Below are 20,889 nucleotides of genomic sequence, written 5' to 3'. Positions count from 1 at the left end.
GGAGGCAGCGCTGGCGCTTGTACCAGCGGTGGCACAAAGATCACCCCGCCAGCCAGCGCAGCAGGGTGTCACGGGTGACGGTTTCCACTTCTTCATTCACGCCCAGCAGGCGGCGCTCTGCGTAGCGGACCTCCGGGCCTTTTCGGCTGACGCGATCCCGCAGGCCGTAATGGTGAACACGGGCAATGCGCTGCACCTTGCCATCAAACTGCACGCTGGCGGAGTCCGCACTGGCGGTGGTTTTCAGGTATTTTGTGGTGCGAAGCTTTGCAAACATCTGGCGTTTGATGCGTCCCTTCTTGCTGCGGGCAGTCACCCGGCGCGGCTCATAGCCGCTACCGTCAGGATTACGCTGCAGCCTGATGTTCTGCTGCTGCGTCCGGCGCAGCTGTTGCGCCAGTTGCCGCATCATACGGCTGCGCGCGGCAGGCTCCAGATTCGCCAGTAGCGCCGTCAGCCAGTCATCCACCCTCTGCAGTTCATCCACGTTTCACCGTCCACATTTCTTCGGGTTCGTCCGGCTCCGGCACCGCTTCAACGCTTGACACGCTGCCGTTAGTGCTGACCAGCACGCGCTCCGTCAGTTGCAGGTTCAGGCTGATATCGCACACATCGTTGCGCAGAATATCCACTTCAAAGGTGAACAGTTTTTCGCGCAGCTCCGGGTTATTGATAGCATCCGGCTGGTTGTCACTTAGCCACAGCAGCACAGGAGCCATCAGCAGATTCTGGTCGCCGCTGAAATCCTCGATCACCACGTTCAGGGTGTAGCGGTATTCCCATGACATGGAGCTGGCACCGGTTGCCACCATTGAGCCGTTATCAACGAAAAGGTGCAGCTTGTCCGGGTTGTCGCGGACATAAGCAACCGCTTTATTCAGGGCGCTGCGTAAGGACTGCGGTTTGTTCACTGTCTCGCTCCTGACACGCAATAATCGTGTCCACTTTGTCAGCACAGACCGCCCAGGCGGCCTCGGTTTCATCCAGCACCGCGTTCAGATCGCCGTTACTGCGCGGCGCTGACCTTTCCAGACGGCACTGCGTCACTCTGGGACAGCCACTCACGGTAAGCTGCACCTCCGGCGAGGGCCGGACGCTCCCGCAGCCGGATAATGTCAGCAGGCAAAGGAGTATCAGCCCAGCGGCGCAAATCCTCATTTTCACGTTTCAGTTCCTCGATCCGGTGCTGGCGGCTGCGCAGAAGTGCGGTGGTCTGTTCCGCTGCCGCATAAAGCCGCGCCTGCTCCCGGCTGTTGGTTTCGGCCAGAATGGACAGGCCGATCAGCTGGCTGTTTTTCTTCGTCAGCTCCTGCGTTTTGCTTTTCAGCACCGCGCCCTGCGTCTCGATGGTGTGGCTGGCATTGTTAAGCCGCCACGACTGCCAGCCCAGCGCCGCAAGTGCCAGCGCCAGAACCACTGCCAGTAAACGATTCATTCCCGCAATGCCTTTAGCTCATCTTTAATTGCTAAGCTCATGGCAACTGTAAAAACACAAACCATCCCCGTGAGCTTCCATCCGGCAAGCAACATGACAAAGGCAAGAACGAGGCGCTGATACCAGGCGAGAGGCACTTTTTCCATTAGCCCCAGCACCCTGCTCAGCAACTGACGGACGCGTAGCCGGTCACTCCCTGTCAGCGTGCAGGAGTACAACCCAGCAAAACAGACCAGTGAAAATGCGGCATACTCAAACCACATAATCAGCGCCAGTGGAAAAAGCGCATGAGATGTGGGGAAATTCACATCAACCATTACAAGAAGCGCCAGAACCGAAAGCGGCAGCCAGTAACTTTTTAACCATTTCATTTCGCTATACTCCTTTTAAGCACCAGGCCATTTCCCGCGCGCGGCGGTTGTCCAGCCCCTGATTAAACACACCTTTGACATACACCCAGCGCGGCAGCTGATGGCAGGCATCTGCCCAGCGCCGCTGGTTCAGCAACTTAACCAGCGTGGAGCTGCAGGCGTTGCCGGTGCCCACGTTGAAAGTAAACGACACCACCGCGTCATAGACCTTTTGCGGCATCGGCTGCACCACACATTTATCCAGCGCCCTCTCTACACGCAGCACATTGGTGATAAGTCCCTGCGCCGCCTGCCGTTCCGTGATGGTTTTTCCCGGCACCACACCGGACGTATTGCCGATCCCGTCAGTCCACACGCCCGCGCTGCACTGATAAGGCTGCAGGCGGCATCCCTCGTAGTCGGCTATCAGTTTCAGCCCCTCAACGGAGGTATGAAGCGACTGGAAACCGGGCAGCGTGGCGGCGATAGCCAGCACCGCCCCAACAAGGCAGCGCTTAACGATTGAAGGATTCATATTCCCCCCGCGAAATTTTGCCGCCACGTAACAATTTGAAAGACTGGTGTTTGTAGTACCAGTTGATAGCCAGCATCAGCACACCAATCAGTACGCCACCAACCGTTGACGCATCCTTGAGCGACAGATCGCCCAGCCATGCCAGCAGCACGGCGATGCAGTAAGTGATAAAGGCGCTGATTCGTTCAAGCGTCATAATTCAGTCCCATAGCTGGACGGTCTGCGCCGTGGTTGACGCCGTAATGTCCGGCAGCTCCACCTGCAGCCCGTGCGGTAAAAATGGGCCGTACTCAGCCAGCCCCGGATTTGCCTGCAGAACCTGCTCAGTGACACCCTGCGTGCGCCCGTAATGACGCCAGCAAAGCGCGTCCACCGTGTCATACTGATGCGCACGCACTTTCATCAGATAAGCTCCACCGTACAGTGCGGCGCATCCTGCACCCGGCTGATAGCCCAGCGGGCATCACGCCACAGATCGCCGCTAGCCTCCGCCAGCTCCTCCCCTCGCTTCACGCCTGACGCCGTGGCGTCATAGTCCTGATAACGCTCATTGAGCACAGCACGCGCCCAGCAAAAAACGGCGTTGTGGTAGTGCCGGATACGCTCGCTTTTGCCGTCCAGCATATCCGCCGGAACCTCAGCCAGTGCCCGGTAGCCCAGCAACTGCTGGCGGTTGCGGAAGTCGTACAGCTCAGCGTTAACCTCAGAAATAGCCGTCAGCACAACCTGCTTTAAACGCGGCTGCGTCACCGTGCCGTCAGTTCGCATCACACTGCGAAATTCCGACAGGTCCACATCAGGCCAGAACGGCGTATTTTTGATGACCTCCGCCTGTTCCGGCACCTGTTCGGGCGCAACAAACTTCATGCGGCTTTCTCCTGAATAAGTGGGCGGTGGACGGAATTTTGATGTGGCAGTGCCTTTCGCCATCCCGTGCCGCCCGTGCGCGGGGCACGTTCTTTAGCGGCTGTCATTGCGCAGTCTGCGCTCCAGCTGCTGCTTTTCTTTTTTCACACCGCAGCGGGGATCAAGCTGCAGCGCATGGGTAAGGTGATTCAGGGCAGACGCCGGGTTGCTTTCGCTCAGTACAGCGCCGATGGCTTTATGCAGGCGCGCCCGCGACTGGTCCGGCATATCCAGATCGGTTGTCAGGTCCAGCGTCTGCAGAAGCAGACCGGCATCAAAACCGGCAGCAGCAAGCAGAGCGCTTTGCGCCGCGTCTGCCATTTCTTCTGCCAGCACGGTCTGCACGTTACGGTTGCCCAGCGGCATAACCCAGCCATGGCGCAGCGCATGACGCCCGATTTCCAGCGCACCGGCATAATCACCGGCGTCGATACGCCACAGCATCACGTACATCAGCACGTCATCCTGCTGCGCGCCTTCGGCAGCCAGCACGCCCTCTGCCCAGGCAGAATATTTCGGCAGCAGCTCCACCTTGATTTCCGCCTTTTTCACCGTGGACTGGATGCCTTTAAGCCTGCGGCGATCTTCTGCCAGCTGCAGCAGCATCAGGTCATAACCCGACGCATGGCGAACACTGCCGCCCTCACGGGCGGCCTGTTCGGCCTGAATGCGCAGGCGGTGCTGCCGTGCGGGACTCAGGCTCATGCGTTACTCTCCGTTTCCTGTTTCTGCTGCAGGCGGGGTGAAATCACCGATTTCGATGTTTTCCACCAGTGCCGCGCAGCGGTAGTCCTCGACCACATACGCCTCGTTGACGGATTCAAAGTTTTCAATCCGGTCGCGTTTCGGGTTGTCGATAACTGAACGGCGGCGGGTGTCTTCCTGCCAGTAGATGGACAGGTTATCCAGACGGGTGATCAGCAGGGCATTTGCCGGGAAGAAAGGCGCGCGCACAGCCTGCAGGCCGCCCATGCGTTTCTGGCTGATGATCAGATCGGCGGCGATTTTCTCGCTGTTGTCCTGCTCTTTGTTGACCAGCGGGAAATACTTGTCAGACAGCAGTTCACGTCCGCAGACAACAACCAGTTCGTCATCATCCTGATACTCCACATCGATCAGCTCGTTGACGGTATCCATCACCACCGCGTCAAGATTTACATACTTACCACCCGGACCTACTTTTACCGGTTCTGCAGTAGTGGTGCCGTCTTCTGCGGTTTTGCTGCCCATGACGTGATCCGGCGCGTCTTCGCGGATTTTCTGCAGCCAGCCTTTATTGACGTCCTGCAGCAGCGGGTTTTCAGCACGGTTGGAGGTTTTGGCGCGCTTCACGCCGTTAAAACCGATCATGATGCGGTCCAGCGCCTGACGCTTGACGATGGCGTTGCGAATACGCACCTGGAAGTCCTGGAATTTCGCCCACAGGTCCAGTTTTGCGTAGGTCAGCACCGTATCAAAGTTGGTCTGCTCGCATTTGTATTCCACGTCTTCCATCAGCGTCGGATCGGTAGGCTCACGCTCTTTGGTGGTGGTATCGGTGGTTCCGGCAATGGTGCTGCCCACGCCCAGCCCCAGCAACTGTCCTGACTGCTCAGTGACCGGCGTGATGTTAATCAGCGTCAGGAAAGCGGCGGACTGCTGGATCTGGTCTTCCAGCGTCTGCTGCACGGACGGCTCCACGGTAAACTTGCTGGACAGTTCTTCAACTTCCACACCGTTCAGGCGCGCCAGTTGCTGCAGGTAAGCGTTAAAGGCAAAGCGGGTTTTCTTTTTCATCGGGTTTTATGCTCCATCAGCAATTGGTCAGGGTGCCTGCCGGTGCGTCACCGCCCGGCGCGCGCTGGCGGTAATCTTTGCGGCTGTCTTCACGGCTCAGCTGCTGCTGTAACTCGGCAAAGGCGGTCTGCTGCTCCTGCAGGGAGGACTCCAGCTCAGAAAGGCGCTGGTCCTGATCGGACAGGGATTTATCAGTGCGCTCGCTCAGGATCTGCTGCTCAGTAGCGACCAGCTCCACGGCTTTATGCACATCAGAGAATCGCGCATCGTCGGTCTGCTCTTTTTTGGTGAACAGCGCGGTGACGCGGGCAAAGAGGGACGGCTTTTCGTCCAGGGCTTCTTCCAGTTCAATCAGCGTTTCAACCGCTTCCGAAAACAGGTTTTCAGGGTTCAGCTTACGGTTTGCCAGCGGGTTATGTGCTGCACTGGCGCTGAAAGCCAGCATTTCGGTGCCCAGGCTCGCAGGATCGTCCGTCGCACCCAGCCCCACAAGATAGGCTTTGCCAGTGTCGGCAAACTTCGTGCTGACCTCCATGGAGGTGAAAAGCTTCTGGCCTTTCTTCACCAGTTCCACCAGGGCGTCCGTGGGTTCGATATCGGCATAAAGCGCCATCTTGCCCGCCAGCGGGCCGTCCTTGATTTCTTCTGCAACCAGCCCCGTCACCCTGCCGTAGCGGTTAAAGGTGCTCTCCGGCAGATAAGACTTGATGTGCTCAAGGTTAATCAGCGCGGTATAGACCGTCGGGTTGTAGCTGGCAGCCATCTGTACCAGCCATTCACGCTGGATCTCGCGCCCGTCAGTGGTGGCACCTTCCACCCCGATACGGAAACGCTTTGCTTTCACTGTCATGAGCCGTGCTCCGTTAGAAATAACTTACTGGAGCCTTATGTTTGCGGTGATGGGGGGAGTGAGACAACGCGCTGTATTTGTACGGTAAACCACACAAACCGCAGCCGGGGAAAGCCTCCATCCAAGGCCGTATGTTTGGGCCATGAACACGACACTGACCCCCGCAGACCTCGATCCCCGTCGGCAGGCCATGCTGCTGTACTTTCAGGGATACCGCGTAGCCCGCATTGCTGAAATGCTGGGCGAGAAAGTTGCAACCGTTCACAGCTGGAAGAAGCGCGACAAGTGGGGCGACTATGGGCCGCTGGATCAGATGCAGCTCACCACCGCCGCACGTTACTGCCAGCTCATTATGAAGGAGCAGAAAGAAGGGAAAGACTTCAAGGAAATTGACCTGCTGGCGCGCCAGTCAGAGCGCCACGCCCGGATCGGTAAATTTAACGATGGCGGCAACGAAGCAGACTTAAACCCGAAAGTTGCCAACCGTAACAAAGGGCCGCGCCGCCAGCCCGAAAAGAATGTTTTCACCGATGAACAGACCGAAAAGCTGGAAGAAATCTTCCGCAACGGCATGTTTGAATATCAGCGCCACTGGTGGCAGGCAGGCGTAAAACACCGCATTCGCAACCTGCTTAAATCACGTCAGATTGGGGCAACATACTTTTTTGCCCGCGAAGCGCTGATTGATGCCATCACCACCGGGCGCAACCAGATCTTCCTCTCAGCCAGTAAGGCGCAGGCGCACGTCTTTAAGCAGTACATCATCGACTTTGCAAAAGAGGTGGATGTTGAGCTGAAAGGCGACCCGATGACGCTCAGCAACGGCGCGTGCCTGTACTTCCTCGGCACCAACGCCCGCACGGCGCAGAGCTACCACGGCAATCTGTACCTTGATGAATATTTCTGGATACCGAAATTCCAGGAGCTGCGCAAGGTTGCCTCCGGTATGGCCATTCACAAGAAATGGCGACAAACCTACTTCTCCACGCCGTCCAGCCTGACCCACAGTGCCTATCCGTTCTGGTCCGGCGCGCTGTTTAACCGGGGCCGTGCCAAAGCGGACAAAGTGGATATTGACCTGACCCACAGCAACCTTGCGCGCGGCCTGCTCTGCCCTGACGGACAGTACCGCCAGATCGTCACCGTGGAGGATGCGGTGCGCGGCGGCTGTAACCTGTTCGACCTCGACCAGCTGCGCATGGAGTACAGCCCGGACGAATACCAGAACCTGCTGATGTGTGAATTTATTGACGATCTGGCGTCAGTATTCCCGCTCAGCGAACTGCAGGCGTGCATGGTGGACAGCTGGGAAGTCTGGACCGATTTTCAGGCGCTGGCGCTGCGCCCGTTTGGCTGGCGCGAAGTCTGGATCGGATACGACCCGGCGAAAGGCACGCAGAACGGTGACAGCGCCGGGTGCGTGGTGGTGGCACCGCCAACCGTGCCGGGCGGCAAGTTCCGCATTCTGGAGCGACACCAGTGGCGCGGGATGGACTTCCGCGCCCAGGCTGACGCCATTAAAAAACTGACGCAGCAGTACAACGTGACCTATATCGGCATCGACTCGACCGGCGTCGGTCACGGTGTCTACGAGAACGTGAAAGCGTTCTTTCCTGCCGTGCGGGAGTTTGTCTACAACCCCAACGTCAAAAACGCCCTGGTGCTCAAGGCCTACGACATCATCAGCCACCGCCGTCTGGAGTTTGATGCCGGACACACTGACATTGCGCAGTCCTTTATGGCTATCCGCCGGGCCACCACCGCCAGCGGCAACCGCCCTACCTACGAAGCCAGCCGCAGCGAAGAAGCCAGCCACGCAGATTTGGCCTGGGCAACGATGCACGCACTGTTTAACGAACCGCTGCAGGGCGAATCCGCCAATACCAGCAATATTGTGGAGATTTTTTGATGAGTGAACCCGAAGCCTTAACCAGCTCAACGCCAACAGAAGCTACGGCGCCTAAAAACGCAGGCGTAACTGCCGAGGCTTTCAGCTTTGGCGATCCGATCCCGGTGCTGGACCGCCGCGAGCTGCTGGATTATGTGGAATGCGTACAGATGGACAGATGGTATGAGCCGCCAGTAAGCTTTGACGGGCTGGCGCGAACCTACCGCGCCGCTGTGCATCACAGCTCACCGATAGCGGTTAAACGTGACATTCTCAGCAGTACGTACATCCCGCACCGCCTGCTCAGCCAGCAGGCTTTTGCCCGTTTCGTCCAGGATTATCTGGTATTCGGTAACGCCTATCTGGAAAAGCGCACCAACCGGCTCGGCGGCGTTCTCTCACTGGAGCCAGCACTGGCGAAGTACACACGCCGTGGCGTGGACCTCGACACCTACTGGTTTGTGCAGTACGGCCTGACCACGCAGCCCTATGAATTTACTCAGGGCAACATTTTTCACCTTATGGAGCCGGATATTAACCAGGAGATTTACGGGCTGCCCGGCTATCTCTCCGCCATTCCGTCAACCTTGCTCAACGAGTCCGCAACGCTGTTCCGCCGGAAATATTACATCAACGGCAGCCACGCGGGTTTCATCATGTACATGACCGACGCAGCACAGAACCAGGAGGATGTGAACAATATCCGCCAGGCAATGAAAAGCGCCAAAGGACCGGGTAACTTCCGCAACCTGTTTATGTATTCACCCAACGGTAAAAAGGACGGCATCCAGATCATCCCGTTATCGGAGGTTGCTGCAAAGGATGAGTTTCTTAACATCAAGAACGTTAGCCGCGATGACATGATGGCAGCGCACCGCGTGCCACCGCAGATGATGGGAATTATGCCGAGCAACGTTGGTGGGTTTGGAGACGTGGAAAAAGCTAGTCGAGTATTCGTTCGTAATGAATTGATTCCACTTCAAAAAAGATTAATGGAATTAAATGAATGGCTTAATGACGAAATTATTCGTTTTGACGAATATAAATTAGGCGATGCTTGATTAAAGCCTGTTTAAACTGGCTGTCGAAACAGTCAGTTTAAACACCGGCACCAATGAAATCGCCATATGAATCTTCTTCAAGGCTGATGTATTCCACCCTCCATTGATCCATCCGCCTCAATGCATACAGGGAGAAATGAGTATCGGCAACAGCAATGCACGTATTCAATTCTATAAGCTCTGAATGTCCCAAGATTGGATCACCATAAAACTTATAAAACAATGCCTTTAGATCAGAACAGGTTTGTTCAGCCGCCCCTCTGGCATCGGGGCCACCTTCAGTTGCATCATAAACAACATTGATAGAAAGCTCATATGGTATGCCTTCCTCAAGATCGTTAAATCTTTCTTCGCCCAAATCGAAAAAAACTCCGATCAAATGCTCTGCGTTTGTGGCGATAATGTCCGCAACTTCTTTTTCGAAAATAAATTTTTTATCCTCGTCGTAAGCCCGCAAGCGCTCTTCAAACGAGTTAGGAAACGCAGGACGACCATACTTAGCTGCTAACCATTGCTTAAGAGCTTGTTTCTCTTCTGTACTAATGGTGAATGCCGGATCGTTTTCCTCACAATGGAAAGCTTCTTTAGGAATGATGGCTTTTCTTTCATGCCGAAGCTCTACTGCGTTCTTCTTAGCACTTTCTGGGTTTTCAAAACATAGATCGAGGATTCTCGGATGCTTAGCTCTTTTCATCTTGCTTGACCCCTTTTTCAAGGGGCCAAACATAAGTTCCACGTTTTTTTCTGAATTACTCTGTAAATCACAATCATGCGTTATAACTACAACTTTATGGTTCGTTTCATCAGGCTTCAGAAGTCCAAGTGAAACGGCATCATCATGTTTAAGAACATGCCCCTGACGCCATGATGTTCCTCGTACCAACATAAATGTGATTTATTCCTCTACTGTTCCAGGAATTGAAATAGATGACTTCCAATCATCTGTCGGTTTCGCCTTGCTTGCTAAGTAATTGGCCGATTCAGCTGCTGCATTCATCGCTTTAGCTTCATCAATCAATACCTGAACTGGCTTGTTCCAAGACTCACCTTCTTTTACCAAGTCCATCAACGACTTACCATTGAATGCTTTCATTTTCACCAATAGCTTCGCATCATTGAGTCCAGCTTTGGAAAAAGAGTCAGCAACATTACTGAGGTTGGTAATGAATTGCACTTTTGAAGCATCATCAGGCTGGTTCTCCCCTGACAACCATTTATAGAGAGCCTGCCGAGTTATCCCCAAATCCTTAGCCAGTTCTGACATTGATGGAGACAGCACTTCTCGAATATTAGCCAAATGTTGGGCAACATTCCTGACATCAACCTCAGGAGAAATTGCAGGCGTGTACGTTGACTCTGTAGAATCAAATGCAAACTGAACCCTTGGCTGAACATACTGACGCCATTGCTTATAAGCATTTACAGGGTATGAAGCCCCCGTACCAACTAATAGTAAAGATGCGGCGACAGCAACAACACCTGATACACATGAGCTTGACTGCGAATCTGGAGTATACCGATCTACAGAGCCTATGCTTCCGGTAGGAATTGCATACATTTTAGTCACCTCCGTTGTTTCAGTGCCATTTAGCACGGGCAAAATCTGAAACCATGCCTTCAAATGCTTCTTTAACTTTACTATGCAACGAAAGAATCTGTTTTTCAATTAACTGCAAATCAGTTGACATGTTGCCTTCAACATAATGATCTGTATCAATTATTGCGTGCATACGAAACTCTGTGTTACTAAATCTCGGCAGCGGCAGTAAACCATTAGGAATCATATCTGGCGGAAAACCTAGCTGACCATTCATCTTATGTATGCGTGAAACCATAAATCCATTAGAGATCAATGGCTCAACACATGTCTGATATACAGACTCTTGTATGGACTGTATTGGCGTCCATCCGAAATCAACACCATGAAGTTCCTTTACAAGATACTGCTCAATTGTTTCGCTTTTCTCAGGAAACACAGCATCCAAATATCGAAGCCCAATCCGGCTTACCAACGATGGCTTAGCAAATTCAAGAACTTTGCTCAGACCAAGTATCAATGATGAAATGAAAGGTACATGGTTATCATAATCTGTTGTATGGAACGTAATGAAATCGTTGCCTAAAACAAAACCAGACTTTCTATCCGCATCAATCATCAACCAACTTGTCACAGGTTCAAATGAATGTACCGGTGGCTCATTGGGGTTTTTAATTTCAAATTTCAGCTGAGTTGTATTGGAAACTTCAAATAAAGGAAATCCTTCAACTCTTAGCGCATCTTGTATGTCTGGAACATACTTACTCATTGCAGCTACTGGAGTAAACTTTACTTGCACCAATGCGTAGTAAACGGGCGCATTGGACATACGTTCGCTGTTAGTACTCATGCCGCCCTCCTTGAAGTTGTTTCATCTCATATCTCTCTATCTCACTAACTGTAGTTTACACATAGGTTGACACTTTCTCCATCATTAAGTTCACTATGACATCAATAGCCAAAACTGTTACATAATCGCTTCGGCGCGCGCTCGTATCCCCGCCACGCCTGCCCGCTTTATGTAGTGGTTTTCATGCACCTGCATGAGACAGGCAAAAGCCCGCCAGTTCTGGCGGGCCTCAGCATAAACGATCCTTAAACGATCATGCGTTTTCATGCGGCATAGTCATGCACTACGATGAAATCAGTCAAACAGAGAATAATTTGCATCAAATTCATGACTTGTGGCTTCGACTTTCGTAATAACTATCAAGTAACCAAGTCCATCAGATAAAGACACCGGATACTCCAGCTCAAGCCAGAAACAGTCATCATAAGTTCTTCCCATCCAGTATCCGCCGCCGCACTCTTTTGGGCGTTGAAAGAAAACCCACTGACCGGGAATGATTGTTTCCAGCGTTTGACCGCGATATACAATTTGATACTTGTTGTCTTTAGACCCCATAGCTAACGCCTCGCATAGCTCGTTGTTCAACCTTGCGAGCGCCAGAACTACGTTCTGCCTCTCACAACGTTATCTAATGTAACCAACTGTCGTCCTCCCAGACCTGCTGCATAATTTCCATCACTCGCTTTTTGTCTTCATCCAGTTTTAACCCGCTCAGTTCAACACCATTGGCACTACCCTTACGGATACGAATTGCTGTTTTGGGATACAGAGGGCGCAAATTACGGTAAAGCTCGGATTCAAGGGCTTCCAGTGTGGCCTGGCTAATCTTCTGCTCTTTATCGATCATTATTTCAATGCGCATACAGATTCCCTTTAACTGGTAACGTCCATTGACCGGCTGTATTCATGGCTGCGAATTTTCGCCATCAACTCGTCTGTCAGTTCGGACACCCACTGGATAGCCAGCCGCTTTTCTTCGTCGCTGCACTCACTAGCCGCTACAAGCTTGATAAAAAAATCAATACGCTGGAGCTTTAATGACTCCAAAAGATAGTCCTGCATCTTCCCTCCTATCATTACACGGATACACAACAACTGTATATATACCCACTGTTTATATAAACAGTATAGTAGGAAAGAAAAAATGTAAAACTCTTTTTTGTCAGTTAATTGGATGTACTGATGTCGGTCAATAAAGCACGAAATGTTAAACAGCAGCCTTAGTACCATTGACGCCATTTGTCATCTTCCTGCAGCCTCTGGTTACGGTAAAAAATACGTAAACCGGCACCGGATGGAATGCTGCCGCCACGCAGAAGCAAATCAATCTCAGATGCACTACCTTCAAACCCTCTGGCAGTCAGTTCTGCCTCAAGCTGCAGGCGCTGCTGCTCCGAAATACTCTGTATGTATGCTTTTTTTCGCTTCGGTTTTACCAGTCTCAACCTGGCTGTCAGCTCCCGCCGTTCCTTCTGGCCCATGTTGTGGAGATATTCCTGCAGCTCCTTCTCATCCATGGTTTTAATATCGGGTAAATCACCCCCTGATTTGTTCAGATTTTCAACAGGGGGACAGTTATTGCCACGAGTCCAAGGGGCGCAAGCGCCCTGGTCGGCTGCCGCCTCCTGAACGTCAACGGCCTTACGAACCTTTTTCCACTTCACCGCGTGCGTGCAAATCTTGCCTTCTGCAATCGGGGACCAAATGCCATAGATACGGATACCGTGATCGCCGTAGGCGCTCGGCTCGTCGTTATGCTCATATGCCGTGCGGACAAGGTGATGTTTGCGGGGAACCAGCACACCGCCCTGCTTCATGATGTAGGTGGCAAAGCAGCCCGCATCAGCCGCCGCCAGTACCGCATCCAGACGCGGGTTATCCAGTACCGGCGCGCCCGCTTTGCGTCCACCCTGCACTCTCGCCGCCTGACCAGCCAGCAGGCGCAGTTCGCGGTATGCCTGACGCCCCGGAATACCAAAGAAACGGAACTGCTGGACACGATGCAGTGACGCCCAGGCGCTGACATGCTCGGCGCTGTCACGCAGTGATCTGCCGGTTTCTTTGCTGATTTCTTTAGCCAGCCCACGCCCGTCGATGTTCTTGCTGATGTATTTGGCGATGTAGCTGGTCGGCGTGCCCTTGCGCGGGTTGATTAGCTCGGACTTGAAGCGCGGCCCGGTGTTGATGCCCAGCTCCTCGCGGTCTTCACGGATGGCAAACTTGCGCAGCAGCGCGGTGATGGAGCGACGGTCTTTTTTGCGCATAAAACACAGAAGATGCCAGTGCACGGTGCCGTCATGGTGCGGCTCTGCAACGCGGACGCCGTACCAGCGCAGCCCGGCCTTGTGCATGGCCTTGCGGAAAGCGGCGAATGTATCAACCAGATAGTCACTGCTCTGCCGGACCGTGGCACTGGTCCATTTCGGATTTGGCCTGCCGTTGTTGAGGGTTGCGTGGAAGCGTGACGGGCAGGTGATGGTATAGAACACGGCGCAGTCTCCGCGCATTTCCGCGATCAGTTCCAGCCCTTTAACACAGGCCATCATTTCATTACGGCGGTGTGCCGGGTTGCTGTTGCTGGCGTTCACCACATCTTCCATGTCCAGCGTGTCACCGTCTTCGTTGACCAGCTCATGCGAGCGGAAGAACTCCAGCGATTTGCGGCGCTGCTCGCGTTTGTGGATCACCGCTTCATAGCTGACATACGGGGACGCTTTTTTGTTGACCAGGCAGACGGCGCGCAACTGTTCCTCCCGCCACTCGCAGCGTATCTGCCACAGTTTGCGATACCACCAGTCCGCACACAGCATGCGCGCCAGCGACGGTGGGATCAGTTCATAAGGCACCGGCTTACGTCGGCGCTTTTTGCGGCGTAACTGCTCAAACGCAGGCGGGATGACCTCAAGGCGCATGGCCTCTGCAGCAACCCTTTCCCATGCCTGACGAATTTCTTCTGGTTTAACATCGTCACAGACAAACAGATCACCGCAGGCCGCATCAAGACACATGCTCATATGAGCCGCAACCAGCGTGGAAAGACGCTTGACCTGATCCTGATTCATTTCAGGCAGTACCAGCAGCCCCTCCAGCCCGTCATGGCTCGCCATGAAGCGGAAAGATGCAGACACCTGGCTGTCACGCACGCGCTCCAGCCGCTCAAGACACGGCCTGATTGTTTCGCGCAGATAGCGGGAATAAGCTTTATCCCTGCCCAGGCTATGGAAGTATTTAATCCGCTCCAGCAGAGGCTTGCTGATATGGGCAGGCATGGCGCTTACATCTGCAATAATCACCAAATCGGGATTAACGCGCTGCTGTTCGCGGGCCATTCTGGCATGGCTAATCAGCCGATCCTGCTCTATTTCACGCTGGACAGGATCACGGGATTCATTGAAGAAATAACGTTCCCAAACCTGATCACTCAGCGCTTCACGGCGCAGATGCTCCTGCTCGTTATCCGCAGCGTACAGAGTGATCAGGTTTGAAAGCGCAGACGTAGTGGCCTGTGTATCTGTATTCAGATAGGGGTTAACTGCTTTCTTTTCGGCGTTCCAGAAATGGCGGTAATTGCTCATGCGATCTCCAGTTCGAGCTGGAAAGGCTGCAATCCTTTAGACACCCATTCAGAAATAGATGGAGGCTCTACGGCCTCAATAGCTCCTTTAAGAATGGCGCACCTGTTTTTTAAAATGGTTGCCTTAAGTTCCTTTGCGGAAAGCCCACGAGAATATTCCGCTTCACGGATCGCCCGGGTTAGTTCTGGATATTTGGAATTGAATTTCGGAACGTTACAGGCAAGATTTGTACTGTCGGCAGTGGCAAGTGGATAATTACCCAGCACACGCCCGTCTAACATGCGCAGGCCATGAATGCTGGTCTGGAAGTTATATTTACAATAGATAGTTTCAAAAGCATCCTGCATACGACGATGCCAGCGCGCTGTTCGAATTACAGCAAACTCACCGGATGAACCGAAACAGACTCTGGGCCATTCCCGGCAAAGCTCAACAAGTCGATCCAATGACTCATGTAGGTGCCAGACAGGCACCGCTTTATCATGAAACATTCTGGGAACAAGGCGGATCAGAGCGTCATTATCGCTTTCGCCCCCTTCCACTACGTCAGGGATAACAAAGAATGCTACTTTGGGATGGTGATAATAGTTAATTAGCCATTTATAAAAATTACGCCAGTCAATAACCAGTCCCCGCATCCAGGCAGAGAATGCTCCATTATCAATCCCTACCGCACTGGCATATTTGATTGATGCAGCAATTTGGTCTGGCCTTACATATGAGACGAAAGCGCCAGCACCGTTCACCGCTATGCGATGAACGTCACCAGCACTTCCCCAGACAGGTGTGCCATGAAAATGATGCACGCCGGGCTGCAACTTCGTCACGCCCGTACCTCATGCTTAACGCAGAAGCCAGGACCGCCTGCAGGGTCAAAACCAATCCAGTGATGGGGTTTAGAAGTAGCGATGATTTCTACTGCAGTTTTACTATCACCGGCAGCCACGCCCATGCTGCGCTTAGCGGTTATACGATGGCGAGTAAAATCACGATAAAGCGAACGGGTCAGAGACGTATCGCTGTTGGACACGATAACCGGATGACCTTCTGATGACCGGCGTTCAAGAATAGACGCCAGATGGTACTGATCATCCTCTGTAAAACCAGCTGTGTGATATCCGTTAAACGTGCCGTCATATGGTGGATCGCAATAGACAATATCACCCGTTTGCAGCAGTGCCAGTGTCTCGTCATAGCTGGCGCAGATAAACGTTGCGCGTTTTGCTTTTTCTGCAAATGCGCGTATTTCGTTTTCAGGGAAGTGCGGTTTTTTATAATTACCGTAAGGAACATTAAAATAGCCGTTCAAGTTATAGCGACACAGTCCGCGATAACCATAGCGATTTAAATATAAGAAATACAATGCGCGTTCAATTGCGCCACCATGGCGCAAGTTAAACTCCTGTCTCGTCTTATAATATGCCTCTGAATCATTACGGGCTTCAAAAAGATATCGGCCCTCTTCGATGAAGTATTCAACATCATTCTTAATCACCTGATAAAGATTAATCAGGTCTGGATTAATATCCGCGACAAGATAATGAGGATAGTCTGTCTCCATCATCACAGCGCACGACCCCGCGAAAGGCTCAACCAGTCGCGGGCCTGCTGGAAGGTGTTTTTTCAGTTCTGCCATGATGGAGGTTTTATTACCCGCCCATTTCAGGATAGTGCTCATACAGCCCCCCCTACGTAATGTTTGCCTTTCAGCTCTGCTATTTCCTGACAAGTGACGCAGCACTGCACGCCCGGAATGGCGCGGCGGCGAGCTGGCGAGATCGGCGCATCGCAATCAATGCAGAGCACACGGGAAACGCCCGGCGCTTTATTGCAGGCAGTGTGGATGTGCCGCTGGCGTTCTTCTTCAACGCGCTGCTGTACGAGGTCCATTGAATCAGCCATCAGTGGATCTCCTGCGCTTCGTTCTGAATCTTCACAGCTTCCTGACGCAGCAGCTCAGCCGCTTCCGTGTGGTTAAGCTGACGTGACACGATACGAGCAGCTAAAGAATCCAGACGCGCAGCCATCACATCTGCGCGTCCACGGCGTTCTTCTTTGCGTGCCTCAGTCAGCAGCAGGTTGAGCCCAGCATCATCTGGTCCGGTTTTAGTGGTACGGGTTTCAATATTTCGCATCGTTGTTTCTCCTGAATTTGGGTAATAAGAAGCCCGGCGGGTTTACGCCATTAATTTCTGTTGTGGATTAATTCGGCATGGTTAGCCGTTTGGGAAATAAGCTCACCACTGCACGAAAATGATTCATTGCTTTCACCAGTTCCCGCTTTTCGTCAGTAGTCAGATCACTAATATTGACGCCGTGACGTTCTGCCGGAATTTTTGCCATAAAAAAAATGGCTGCCAGTGCCCGCTCATTCTGTTTATTATTTACGTCGCGTGGGTCGCGCATATCTTTAATAAACCTTTCAAGCTCCGGCTCAATATTCAGACCAAACACTTTAGCCCTCAATTCCGCAATATGGTTCAGGCCATCCAGGCGTTCACCGGGGCTTAATGGAACAGTCGCCGTAGCGCCTTCAATAGCCATGATTTCCCCTGTTTGGTTGTGGACAGGTCAGCCAGCAGTTCATCCTGAGAGCGGCACGGGTGCCAGCGCTTGCCATCTTTCCCCATGATCCAGCCATGACCGTAGTGCATTGCCGGGCTTTGCTTTATGAGAAGTGACGCGAAAGATGGTTCTTTAGTCAGCATAACCACCTCAGATCAGACCGAACGAAGCACCGAGGCCCGTCACGGTATCCACCGCGCTTGCCATCGCCGGGTTAGCCTGCAAACGCGCCTGCATCGAAACGGCAGCCAGTGCCATCAGACGAGTAACAGAGTTAATGCTGCTGATAACATCGCGGCGGCCTGCGGTGGTTTTCACATCACCCGATACGGCACCGGCAGCAACACGTCCGATTTCAGCAGTAGCGCTCATGACGTAATGCGGCAGCTTCTCTTTTGCCACTTCGTTCATCGGTACGCATGGCAGGCAGTGAATCTGCGCCAGAAAACCGTCAACCAGCGTGGAGTCCTCAGTAAGATCGGTAAGCAGCCAGATTTCCGATGGAGTGAGCTGATGCGGTTGCTCCGGGTTCAGCTTGTTACGCAGCGTCTGGACGTTCATTCCCGCGCGTTCTGCCAGCTTCGCCATGTTGTGACGCAGCGCAAAAGCCCGGCAGGCTTCGTCAAAATGCGGATGTTTGGAAACACGATAATCAAACATGATGTAAATCCTTTTCTATCCCAAAATGGAACTATCAGGCTTGCATTGCGACTTCGCAGCCTTGGGCCGCTTCCATCGTCAACGCGAACATGTTGATTTCGATAAGGCTGTTAACTCCGGCTTTTTTCCTGATGGGCAGGCGGTTTTCCCGGATCATTTGACGGGCATAACTAGGCTTGTAACCAGTACGGCGACAGAACTCATCCAGTGTGATGAATGGCTCAGATACCACAAGGTTGATGCTGGGGCGCATTGAAAAATTGCTTTTCATGATGCACTATTCCTCAGTTTGTGTTTAAAAACTTCACTATTCGGAACTATTCGCAATCATTCCGAACACCACAAAACCGATGATAGGATCGCATTTTAAATATGTCAAACACAAAAGAGACCCCTCTCGCGATCTCAGAATACAATTTCCCATCTCAAAGTGGTGGGAAGGAAGCGATAACTCGTATTCTCCAGGCCTATGGATTCAGTACCAGACAGGCTTTGTGCGATCACCTTGGGGTATCCCAGAGCACTATGGCAAACCGTTGGATGCGCGATACTTTTCCGCATGACTGGCTCATTGCCTGCCATCTTGATACAGGTGCATCCATGCTTTGGTTAACTACAGGACAAGGCACTCCCACCACAAAAATAATCAATGACAATGGATTTCTTTTGCAATTAAAAGAAATCTCAAACGGGATTTACTCATCATCTGAACAGGTCCGTTATGACTCCTGCCTTATCCCCCCAGATACAACAGCTCCGTTCTTGGTGAAGTTTGAAAAGGCTTTCTATCTTGTGGATGAGTTCAGGGGAGAAATCAACGATGGAATCTGGTTGATTAAATTAGATGGTTTTCTGAGCATCAGGCAAGTTTATCGCCTTCCTGGCGGACGCTTACGTGTAGAGAATGGTCCCGCATCCTTTGAATGCACCCCATCGGATATTGAGGTTAACGGTAGGGTGATCAGCAAAACAGCATTTACAGAATGAGCGAATTCGACTTTATACGGAAATAAGTTAAGGCTACTAGCATGAAAAAATTAATGGCAATCGTTACGTTAGGTTTAGTGTTTTTGGCAACACAGCCATCATATGCACGCAATTACCCATGCTCTGGGAAAAAAGGTGGCGTCTCACACTGCACATCTGATGGCAAATTTGTTTGCAATGACGGCACTATCAGTAAATCAAAGCGAATTTGCTCTAAAAACTGATTATGGCTGTCTCAAAGTTAGCTAATGGTAAGTGGCAGGCTCAGGTCTTCCCCAACGGTAGGGATGGGCGGCGCATCCGTCGCCAATTCGCCACCAAGGGCGAAGCCATGGCCTTTGAGCGTCACATTAAGGATCAAGCGCAGGACAAGCCTTGGTTAGGAGAAAAAGCAGATAAGCGGCGAGTTACTGATCTTGTTGAAACCTGGTTCAACGCACATGGCGTTACACTCTCTGATGGCCTCAAGCGTAAAGGTGCAATGGAATTTGCCTGCTTTGCTATGGGAAACCCTCTCGCCACTGAATTTAACGCCAAACTTTTTGCAACCTACCGTGAACAGCGTTTAAGCGGGAAAATTACACGTTCAGATCGGGTAAAAGCAGTGACTCCCCGTACTGTCAATCTTGAGCTGGCGTATTTCCGCGCCATGTTCAACGAACTGAAAAGACTGGATGACTGGAGCGCGCCTAATCCGCTCGAAAACGTCCGGGAATTTAAAATAGACGAGGCAGAGCTGGCTTGGCTAACAGTCGAAGAAGTCAAGCAACTGCTGGCAGAGTGTGAGAAAAGCAAAGCGGTAGATTTAGTAACCATCGTAAAAATATGCCTTGCAACCGGAGCACGATGGGGCGAGGCGGAGTCACTGACAGGCAAGCAAATAAGCCCCGGCAAAATCACTTATATCAAAACCAAGGGCAAGAAAAACCGCGCCGTTCCAATAAGTGATGAGCTTTACGAAATACTCCCAAAAGTAAGAACATCAAAACCAGTCTTTACGGGGTGCTATTCTGCGTTTCGTGGGGCAATTAAGCGAGCGGGGATTGAGCTACCTGACGGGCAGCTGTCACACGTTCTACGGCACACATTTGCAAGCCACTTTATGATGCGCGGGGGTAACATTCTTGTACTGCAGCGTATCCTTGGACACACTGATATTAAGGTGACGATGCGCTATGCTCATTTCGCCCCAGACCATCTGACAGAAGCAGTGGAGTACAACCCCTTAAATCTGATTTGATGGCAGCAAAATGGCAGCAAACCTATTCACTATGCTTTCATATTCCCCACTATTCGACGGCGCAAGGCGTTGAAATCAAAGTAACTTATTGTTTTATAAGCTTTAAGTTTGGGACTCATAATCGCTTGGTCGTTGGTTCAAACCCAACAGGGGCCACCAAATAAAACAAGGAGTTAGATGATAAATCGTCTGACTCCTTTTTCTTTGGATGCAATTTGGGTCAGGTAATGGGTCAGGTAAGGAATTGCTACCCGGCCCTCTTCATCTCGTTGCAAGCCCTCCCGGATAGTGATGAAAGTCAGTAGCACGGCCTGTAATATTCACCGTACCGAATTTTTACGGCTTTGCCGCAACAAGCCAGTTACCTGCCGCGCTCGCAGAATATCGACAGCCCGAAGGTAAGGGGATTGTTCCTGCCAGCTAAATCCCTTCCTGTCGATACGCACCAGTTCGTATTTTTCCACCAGAAAATTCACGGCATCAGCCAGCGAGATCCCAGTGTCGATATGTTCCTGTATAACACGTTCCTCACTGAACGGTGTGTCGTTGAGGGTGAGACCATAGTGCTGTTCCAGCAGGCGTGTCAGTAACATTTGCCAGACAGCCACGGGTGACAGGCAGGGCTTCACCGCCCGCTGAGTTGTTGCAGGTAAAGTTTTCATATTTGCTCTCGT

Annotated in this window: 33 protein-coding genes; 4 read left to right on the top strand and 29 right to left on the bottom strand. The window is 52.2% G+C overall.

Annotated features, from left to right (window positions below; all coding sequences use genetic code 11):
* Positions 1–40: 40 nt before the first annotated feature.
* From HV345_RS03580 to HV345_RS03530, 12 genes are all read right to left on the bottom strand, one after another.
* A complete protein-coding gene (locus HV345_RS03580; protein WP_016150805.1) occupies positions 41–487 on the bottom strand; it encodes a phage virion morphogenesis protein in 447 nt (148 codons plus the stop codon).
* On the bottom strand, positions 480–911 hold the full coding sequence (locus HV345_RS03575) for a phage tail protein (protein ID WP_001039964.1): 432 nt from the start codon (positions 909–911) through the stop codon (positions 480–482). Before HV345_RS03575 ends, HV345_RS03580 begins: the two co-directional genes overlap by 8 nt.
* Positions 874–1,119 carry an Rz1-like lysis system protein LysC gene (gene lysC / locus HV345_RS26195; RefSeq protein WP_072600794.1) on the bottom strand — a complete coding sequence of 82 codons (246 nt, stop codon included), beginning with the start codon at positions 1,117–1,119 and terminating at the stop codon, positions 874–876. The genes HV345_RS03575 and lysC overlap by 38 nt, the downstream gene beginning before the upstream one ends.
* A complete protein-coding gene (gene lysB, locus HV345_RS26335; protein ID WP_181636252.1) occupies positions 1,007–1,435 on the bottom strand; it encodes an Rz-like lysis system protein LysB in 429 nt (142 codons plus the stop codon). Before lysB ends, lysC begins: the two co-directional genes overlap by 113 nt.
* Complete coding sequence (locus HV345_RS03565) at positions 1,432–1,806, bottom strand: DNZ54_00345 family protein (protein WP_181636251.1); 375 nt, start codon at positions 1,804–1,806, stop codon at positions 1,432–1,434. The genes lysB and HV345_RS03565 overlap by 4 nt, the downstream gene beginning before the upstream one ends.
* A 4-nt stretch (positions 1,807–1,810) precedes the next feature.
* Entirely contained in the window at positions 1,811–2,320 is a 510-nt protein-coding gene (locus tag HV345_RS03560; protein ID WP_181636250.1) for a lysozyme, read from the bottom strand.
* A complete protein-coding gene (locus tag HV345_RS03555) occupies positions 2,301–2,516 on the bottom strand; it encodes an HP1 family phage holin (protein ID WP_000171565.1) in 216 nt (71 codons plus the stop codon). The genes HV345_RS03560 and HV345_RS03555 overlap by 20 nt, the downstream gene beginning before the upstream one ends.
* Before the next feature lie 3 nt (positions 2,517–2,519).
* Entirely contained in the window at positions 2,520–2,723 is a 204-nt protein-coding gene (locus HV345_RS03550; RefSeq protein WP_000868184.1) for a tail protein X, read from the bottom strand.
* Positions 2,723–3,187, bottom strand: coding sequence for a head completion/stabilization protein (locus tag HV345_RS03545; RefSeq protein WP_000673541.1), 465 nt, complete (start codon positions 3,185–3,187; stop codon positions 2,723–2,725). The genes HV345_RS03550 and HV345_RS03545 overlap by 1 nt, the downstream gene beginning before the upstream one ends.
* A 93-nt stretch (positions 3,188–3,280) precedes the next feature.
* Positions 3,281–3,931: a phage terminase small subunit gene (gene gpM / locus HV345_RS03540; RefSeq protein WP_076009147.1), complete on the bottom strand. Its 651-nt coding sequence runs from the start codon at positions 3,929–3,931 to the stop codon at positions 3,281–3,283.
* A 3-nt stretch (positions 3,932–3,934) separates the two neighbouring features.
* Positions 3,935–5,002, bottom strand: coding sequence for a phage major capsid protein, P2 family (locus HV345_RS03535; RefSeq protein WP_000730754.1), 1,068 nt, complete (start codon positions 5,000–5,002; stop codon positions 3,935–3,937).
* A 16-nt stretch (positions 5,003–5,018) separates the two neighbouring features.
* Positions 5,019–5,852 carry a GPO family capsid scaffolding protein gene (locus HV345_RS03530; protein WP_181636249.1) on the bottom strand — a complete coding sequence of 278 codons (834 nt, stop codon included), beginning with the start codon at positions 5,850–5,852 and terminating at the stop codon, positions 5,019–5,021.
* A 142-nt stretch (positions 5,853–5,994) separates the two neighbouring features.
* Between HV345_RS03530 and HV345_RS03525 the strand changes: the two genes are divergently transcribed.
* Entirely contained in the window at positions 5,995–7,761 is a 1,767-nt protein-coding gene (locus HV345_RS03525) for a terminase ATPase subunit family protein (protein WP_001528644.1), read from the top strand.
* Positions 7,761–8,801, top strand: coding sequence for a phage portal protein (locus HV345_RS03520; RefSeq protein ID WP_181636248.1), 1,041 nt, complete (start codon positions 7,761–7,763; stop codon positions 8,799–8,801). The genes HV345_RS03525 and HV345_RS03520 overlap by 1 nt, the downstream gene beginning before the upstream one ends.
* A 37-nt stretch (positions 8,802–8,838) precedes the next feature.
* Here HV345_RS03520 and HV345_RS03515 read toward each other — a convergent pair whose 3' ends face one another.
* The 16 genes from HV345_RS03515 to HV345_RS03440 form a co-directional block, all read right to left on the bottom strand.
* Positions 8,839–9,687 carry a hypothetical protein gene (locus tag HV345_RS03515; RefSeq protein WP_119922129.1) on the bottom strand — a complete coding sequence of 283 codons (849 nt, stop codon included), beginning with the start codon at positions 9,685–9,687 and terminating at the stop codon, positions 8,839–8,841.
* A 9-nt stretch (positions 9,688–9,696) separates the two neighbouring features.
* Entirely contained in the window at positions 9,697–10,359 is a 663-nt protein-coding gene (locus HV345_RS03510; protein ID WP_181636247.1) for an XRE family transcriptional regulator, read from the bottom strand.
* 19 nt (positions 10,360–10,378) lie between these two features.
* The gene (locus tag HV345_RS03505; RefSeq protein ID WP_079939224.1) at positions 10,379–11,188 is read right to left on the bottom strand and encodes a TIGR04255 family protein; all 810 of its coding nucleotides are present in this window, start codon (positions 11,186–11,188) and stop codon (positions 10,379–10,381) included.
* 117 nt (positions 11,189–11,305) lie between these two features.
* Positions 11,306–11,455 (bottom strand): hypothetical protein, encoded by a 150-nt coding sequence (locus tag HV345_RS03500; protein ID WP_181636246.1) that lies wholly within the window; start codon positions 11,453–11,455, stop codon positions 11,306–11,308.
* 27 nt (positions 11,456–11,482) lie between these two features.
* A complete protein-coding gene (locus HV345_RS03495) occupies positions 11,483–11,743 on the bottom strand; it encodes a hypothetical protein (protein WP_019077493.1) in 261 nt (86 codons plus the stop codon).
* A gap of 73 nt (positions 11,744–11,816) precedes the next feature.
* Positions 11,817–12,050 carry a DinI family protein gene (locus HV345_RS03490; RefSeq protein ID WP_019077494.1) on the bottom strand — a complete coding sequence of 78 codons (234 nt, stop codon included), beginning with the start codon at positions 12,048–12,050 and terminating at the stop codon, positions 11,817–11,819.
* A gap of 11 nt (positions 12,051–12,061) precedes the next feature.
* Entirely contained in the window at positions 12,062–12,250 is a 189-nt protein-coding gene (locus HV345_RS03485) for a hypothetical protein (protein WP_001154444.1), read from the bottom strand.
* Positions 12,251–12,408: 158 nt separating this feature from the next.
* The gene (locus tag HV345_RS03480; protein ID WP_181636245.1) at positions 12,409–14,763 is read right to left on the bottom strand and encodes a replication endonuclease; all 2,355 of its coding nucleotides are present in this window, start codon (positions 14,761–14,763) and stop codon (positions 12,409–12,411) included.
* Complete coding sequence (locus HV345_RS03475) at positions 14,760–15,590, bottom strand: hypothetical protein (RefSeq protein ID WP_000164042.1); 831 nt, start codon at positions 15,588–15,590, stop codon at positions 14,760–14,762. Before HV345_RS03475 ends, HV345_RS03480 begins: the two co-directional genes overlap by 4 nt.
* Entirely contained in the window at positions 15,587–16,441 is an 855-nt protein-coding gene (locus HV345_RS03470) for a DNA adenine methylase (protein WP_181636244.1), read from the bottom strand. Before HV345_RS03470 ends, HV345_RS03475 begins: the two co-directional genes overlap by 4 nt.
* A complete protein-coding gene (locus HV345_RS03465) occupies positions 16,438–16,665 on the bottom strand; it encodes a TraR/DksA family transcriptional regulator (protein ID WP_181636243.1) in 228 nt (75 codons plus the stop codon). Before HV345_RS03465 ends, HV345_RS03470 begins: the two co-directional genes overlap by 4 nt.
* Positions 16,665–16,898 carry a DUF2732 family protein gene (locus tag HV345_RS03460; protein ID WP_001744223.1) on the bottom strand — a complete coding sequence of 78 codons (234 nt, stop codon included), beginning with the start codon at positions 16,896–16,898 and terminating at the stop codon, positions 16,665–16,667. The genes HV345_RS03465 and HV345_RS03460 overlap by 1 nt, the downstream gene beginning before the upstream one ends.
* A gap of 67 nt (positions 16,899–16,965) precedes the next feature.
* Positions 16,966–17,307, bottom strand: a complete 342-nt coding sequence (locus HV345_RS03455; protein WP_181636242.1) for a DUF5347 domain-containing protein — start codon at positions 17,305–17,307, stop codon at positions 16,966–16,968.
* Positions 17,271–17,471: a phage filamentation protein Fil family protein gene (locus tag HV345_RS03450; protein ID WP_015386352.1), complete on the bottom strand. Its 201-nt coding sequence runs from the start codon at positions 17,469–17,471 to the stop codon at positions 17,271–17,273. Before HV345_RS03450 ends, HV345_RS03455 begins: the two co-directional genes overlap by 37 nt.
* Positions 17,472–17,478: 7 nt before the next feature.
* Positions 17,479–17,988 (bottom strand): phage regulatory CII family protein, encoded by a 510-nt coding sequence (locus tag HV345_RS03445; protein ID WP_015386351.1) that lies wholly within the window; start codon positions 17,986–17,988, stop codon positions 17,479–17,481.
* A 34-nt stretch (positions 17,989–18,022) separates the two neighbouring features.
* A complete protein-coding gene (locus tag HV345_RS03440; RefSeq protein ID WP_015386350.1) occupies positions 18,023–18,259 on the bottom strand; it encodes a hypothetical protein in 237 nt (78 codons plus the stop codon).
* Positions 18,260–18,360: 101 nt separating this feature from the next.
* On the opposite strand from HV345_RS03440, the gene HV345_RS03435 reads away from it, so the two are divergent.
* Positions 18,361–18,975: a phage repressor protein CI gene (locus tag HV345_RS03435; protein WP_181636241.1), complete on the top strand. Its 615-nt coding sequence runs from the start codon at positions 18,361–18,363 to the stop codon at positions 18,973–18,975.
* A gap of 226 nt (positions 18,976–19,201) precedes the next feature.
* On the top strand, positions 19,202–20,215 hold the full coding sequence (locus HV345_RS03430; protein ID WP_015386347.1) for a tyrosine-type recombinase/integrase: 1,014 nt from the start codon (positions 19,202–19,204) through the stop codon (positions 20,213–20,215).
* Between the two features lie 320 nt (positions 20,216–20,535).
* Here HV345_RS03430 and HV345_RS03425 read toward each other — a convergent pair whose 3' ends face one another.
* The gene (locus tag HV345_RS03425; RefSeq protein ID WP_015063033.1) at positions 20,536–20,877 is read right to left on the bottom strand and encodes a TA system toxin CbtA family protein; all 342 of its coding nucleotides are present in this window, start codon (positions 20,875–20,877) and stop codon (positions 20,536–20,538) included.
* Positions 20,878–20,889 lie beyond the last annotated feature (12 nt).

The organism is Citrobacter sp. RHBSTW-00986, from assembly GCF_013783065.1.
Lineage (GTDB): Bacteria > Pseudomonadota > Gammaproteobacteria > Enterobacterales > Enterobacteriaceae > Citrobacter > Citrobacter braakii.
Note: the sequence above shows the minus strand (reverse complement) of the source record. Positions and strands in the feature narration are given on the sequence as shown.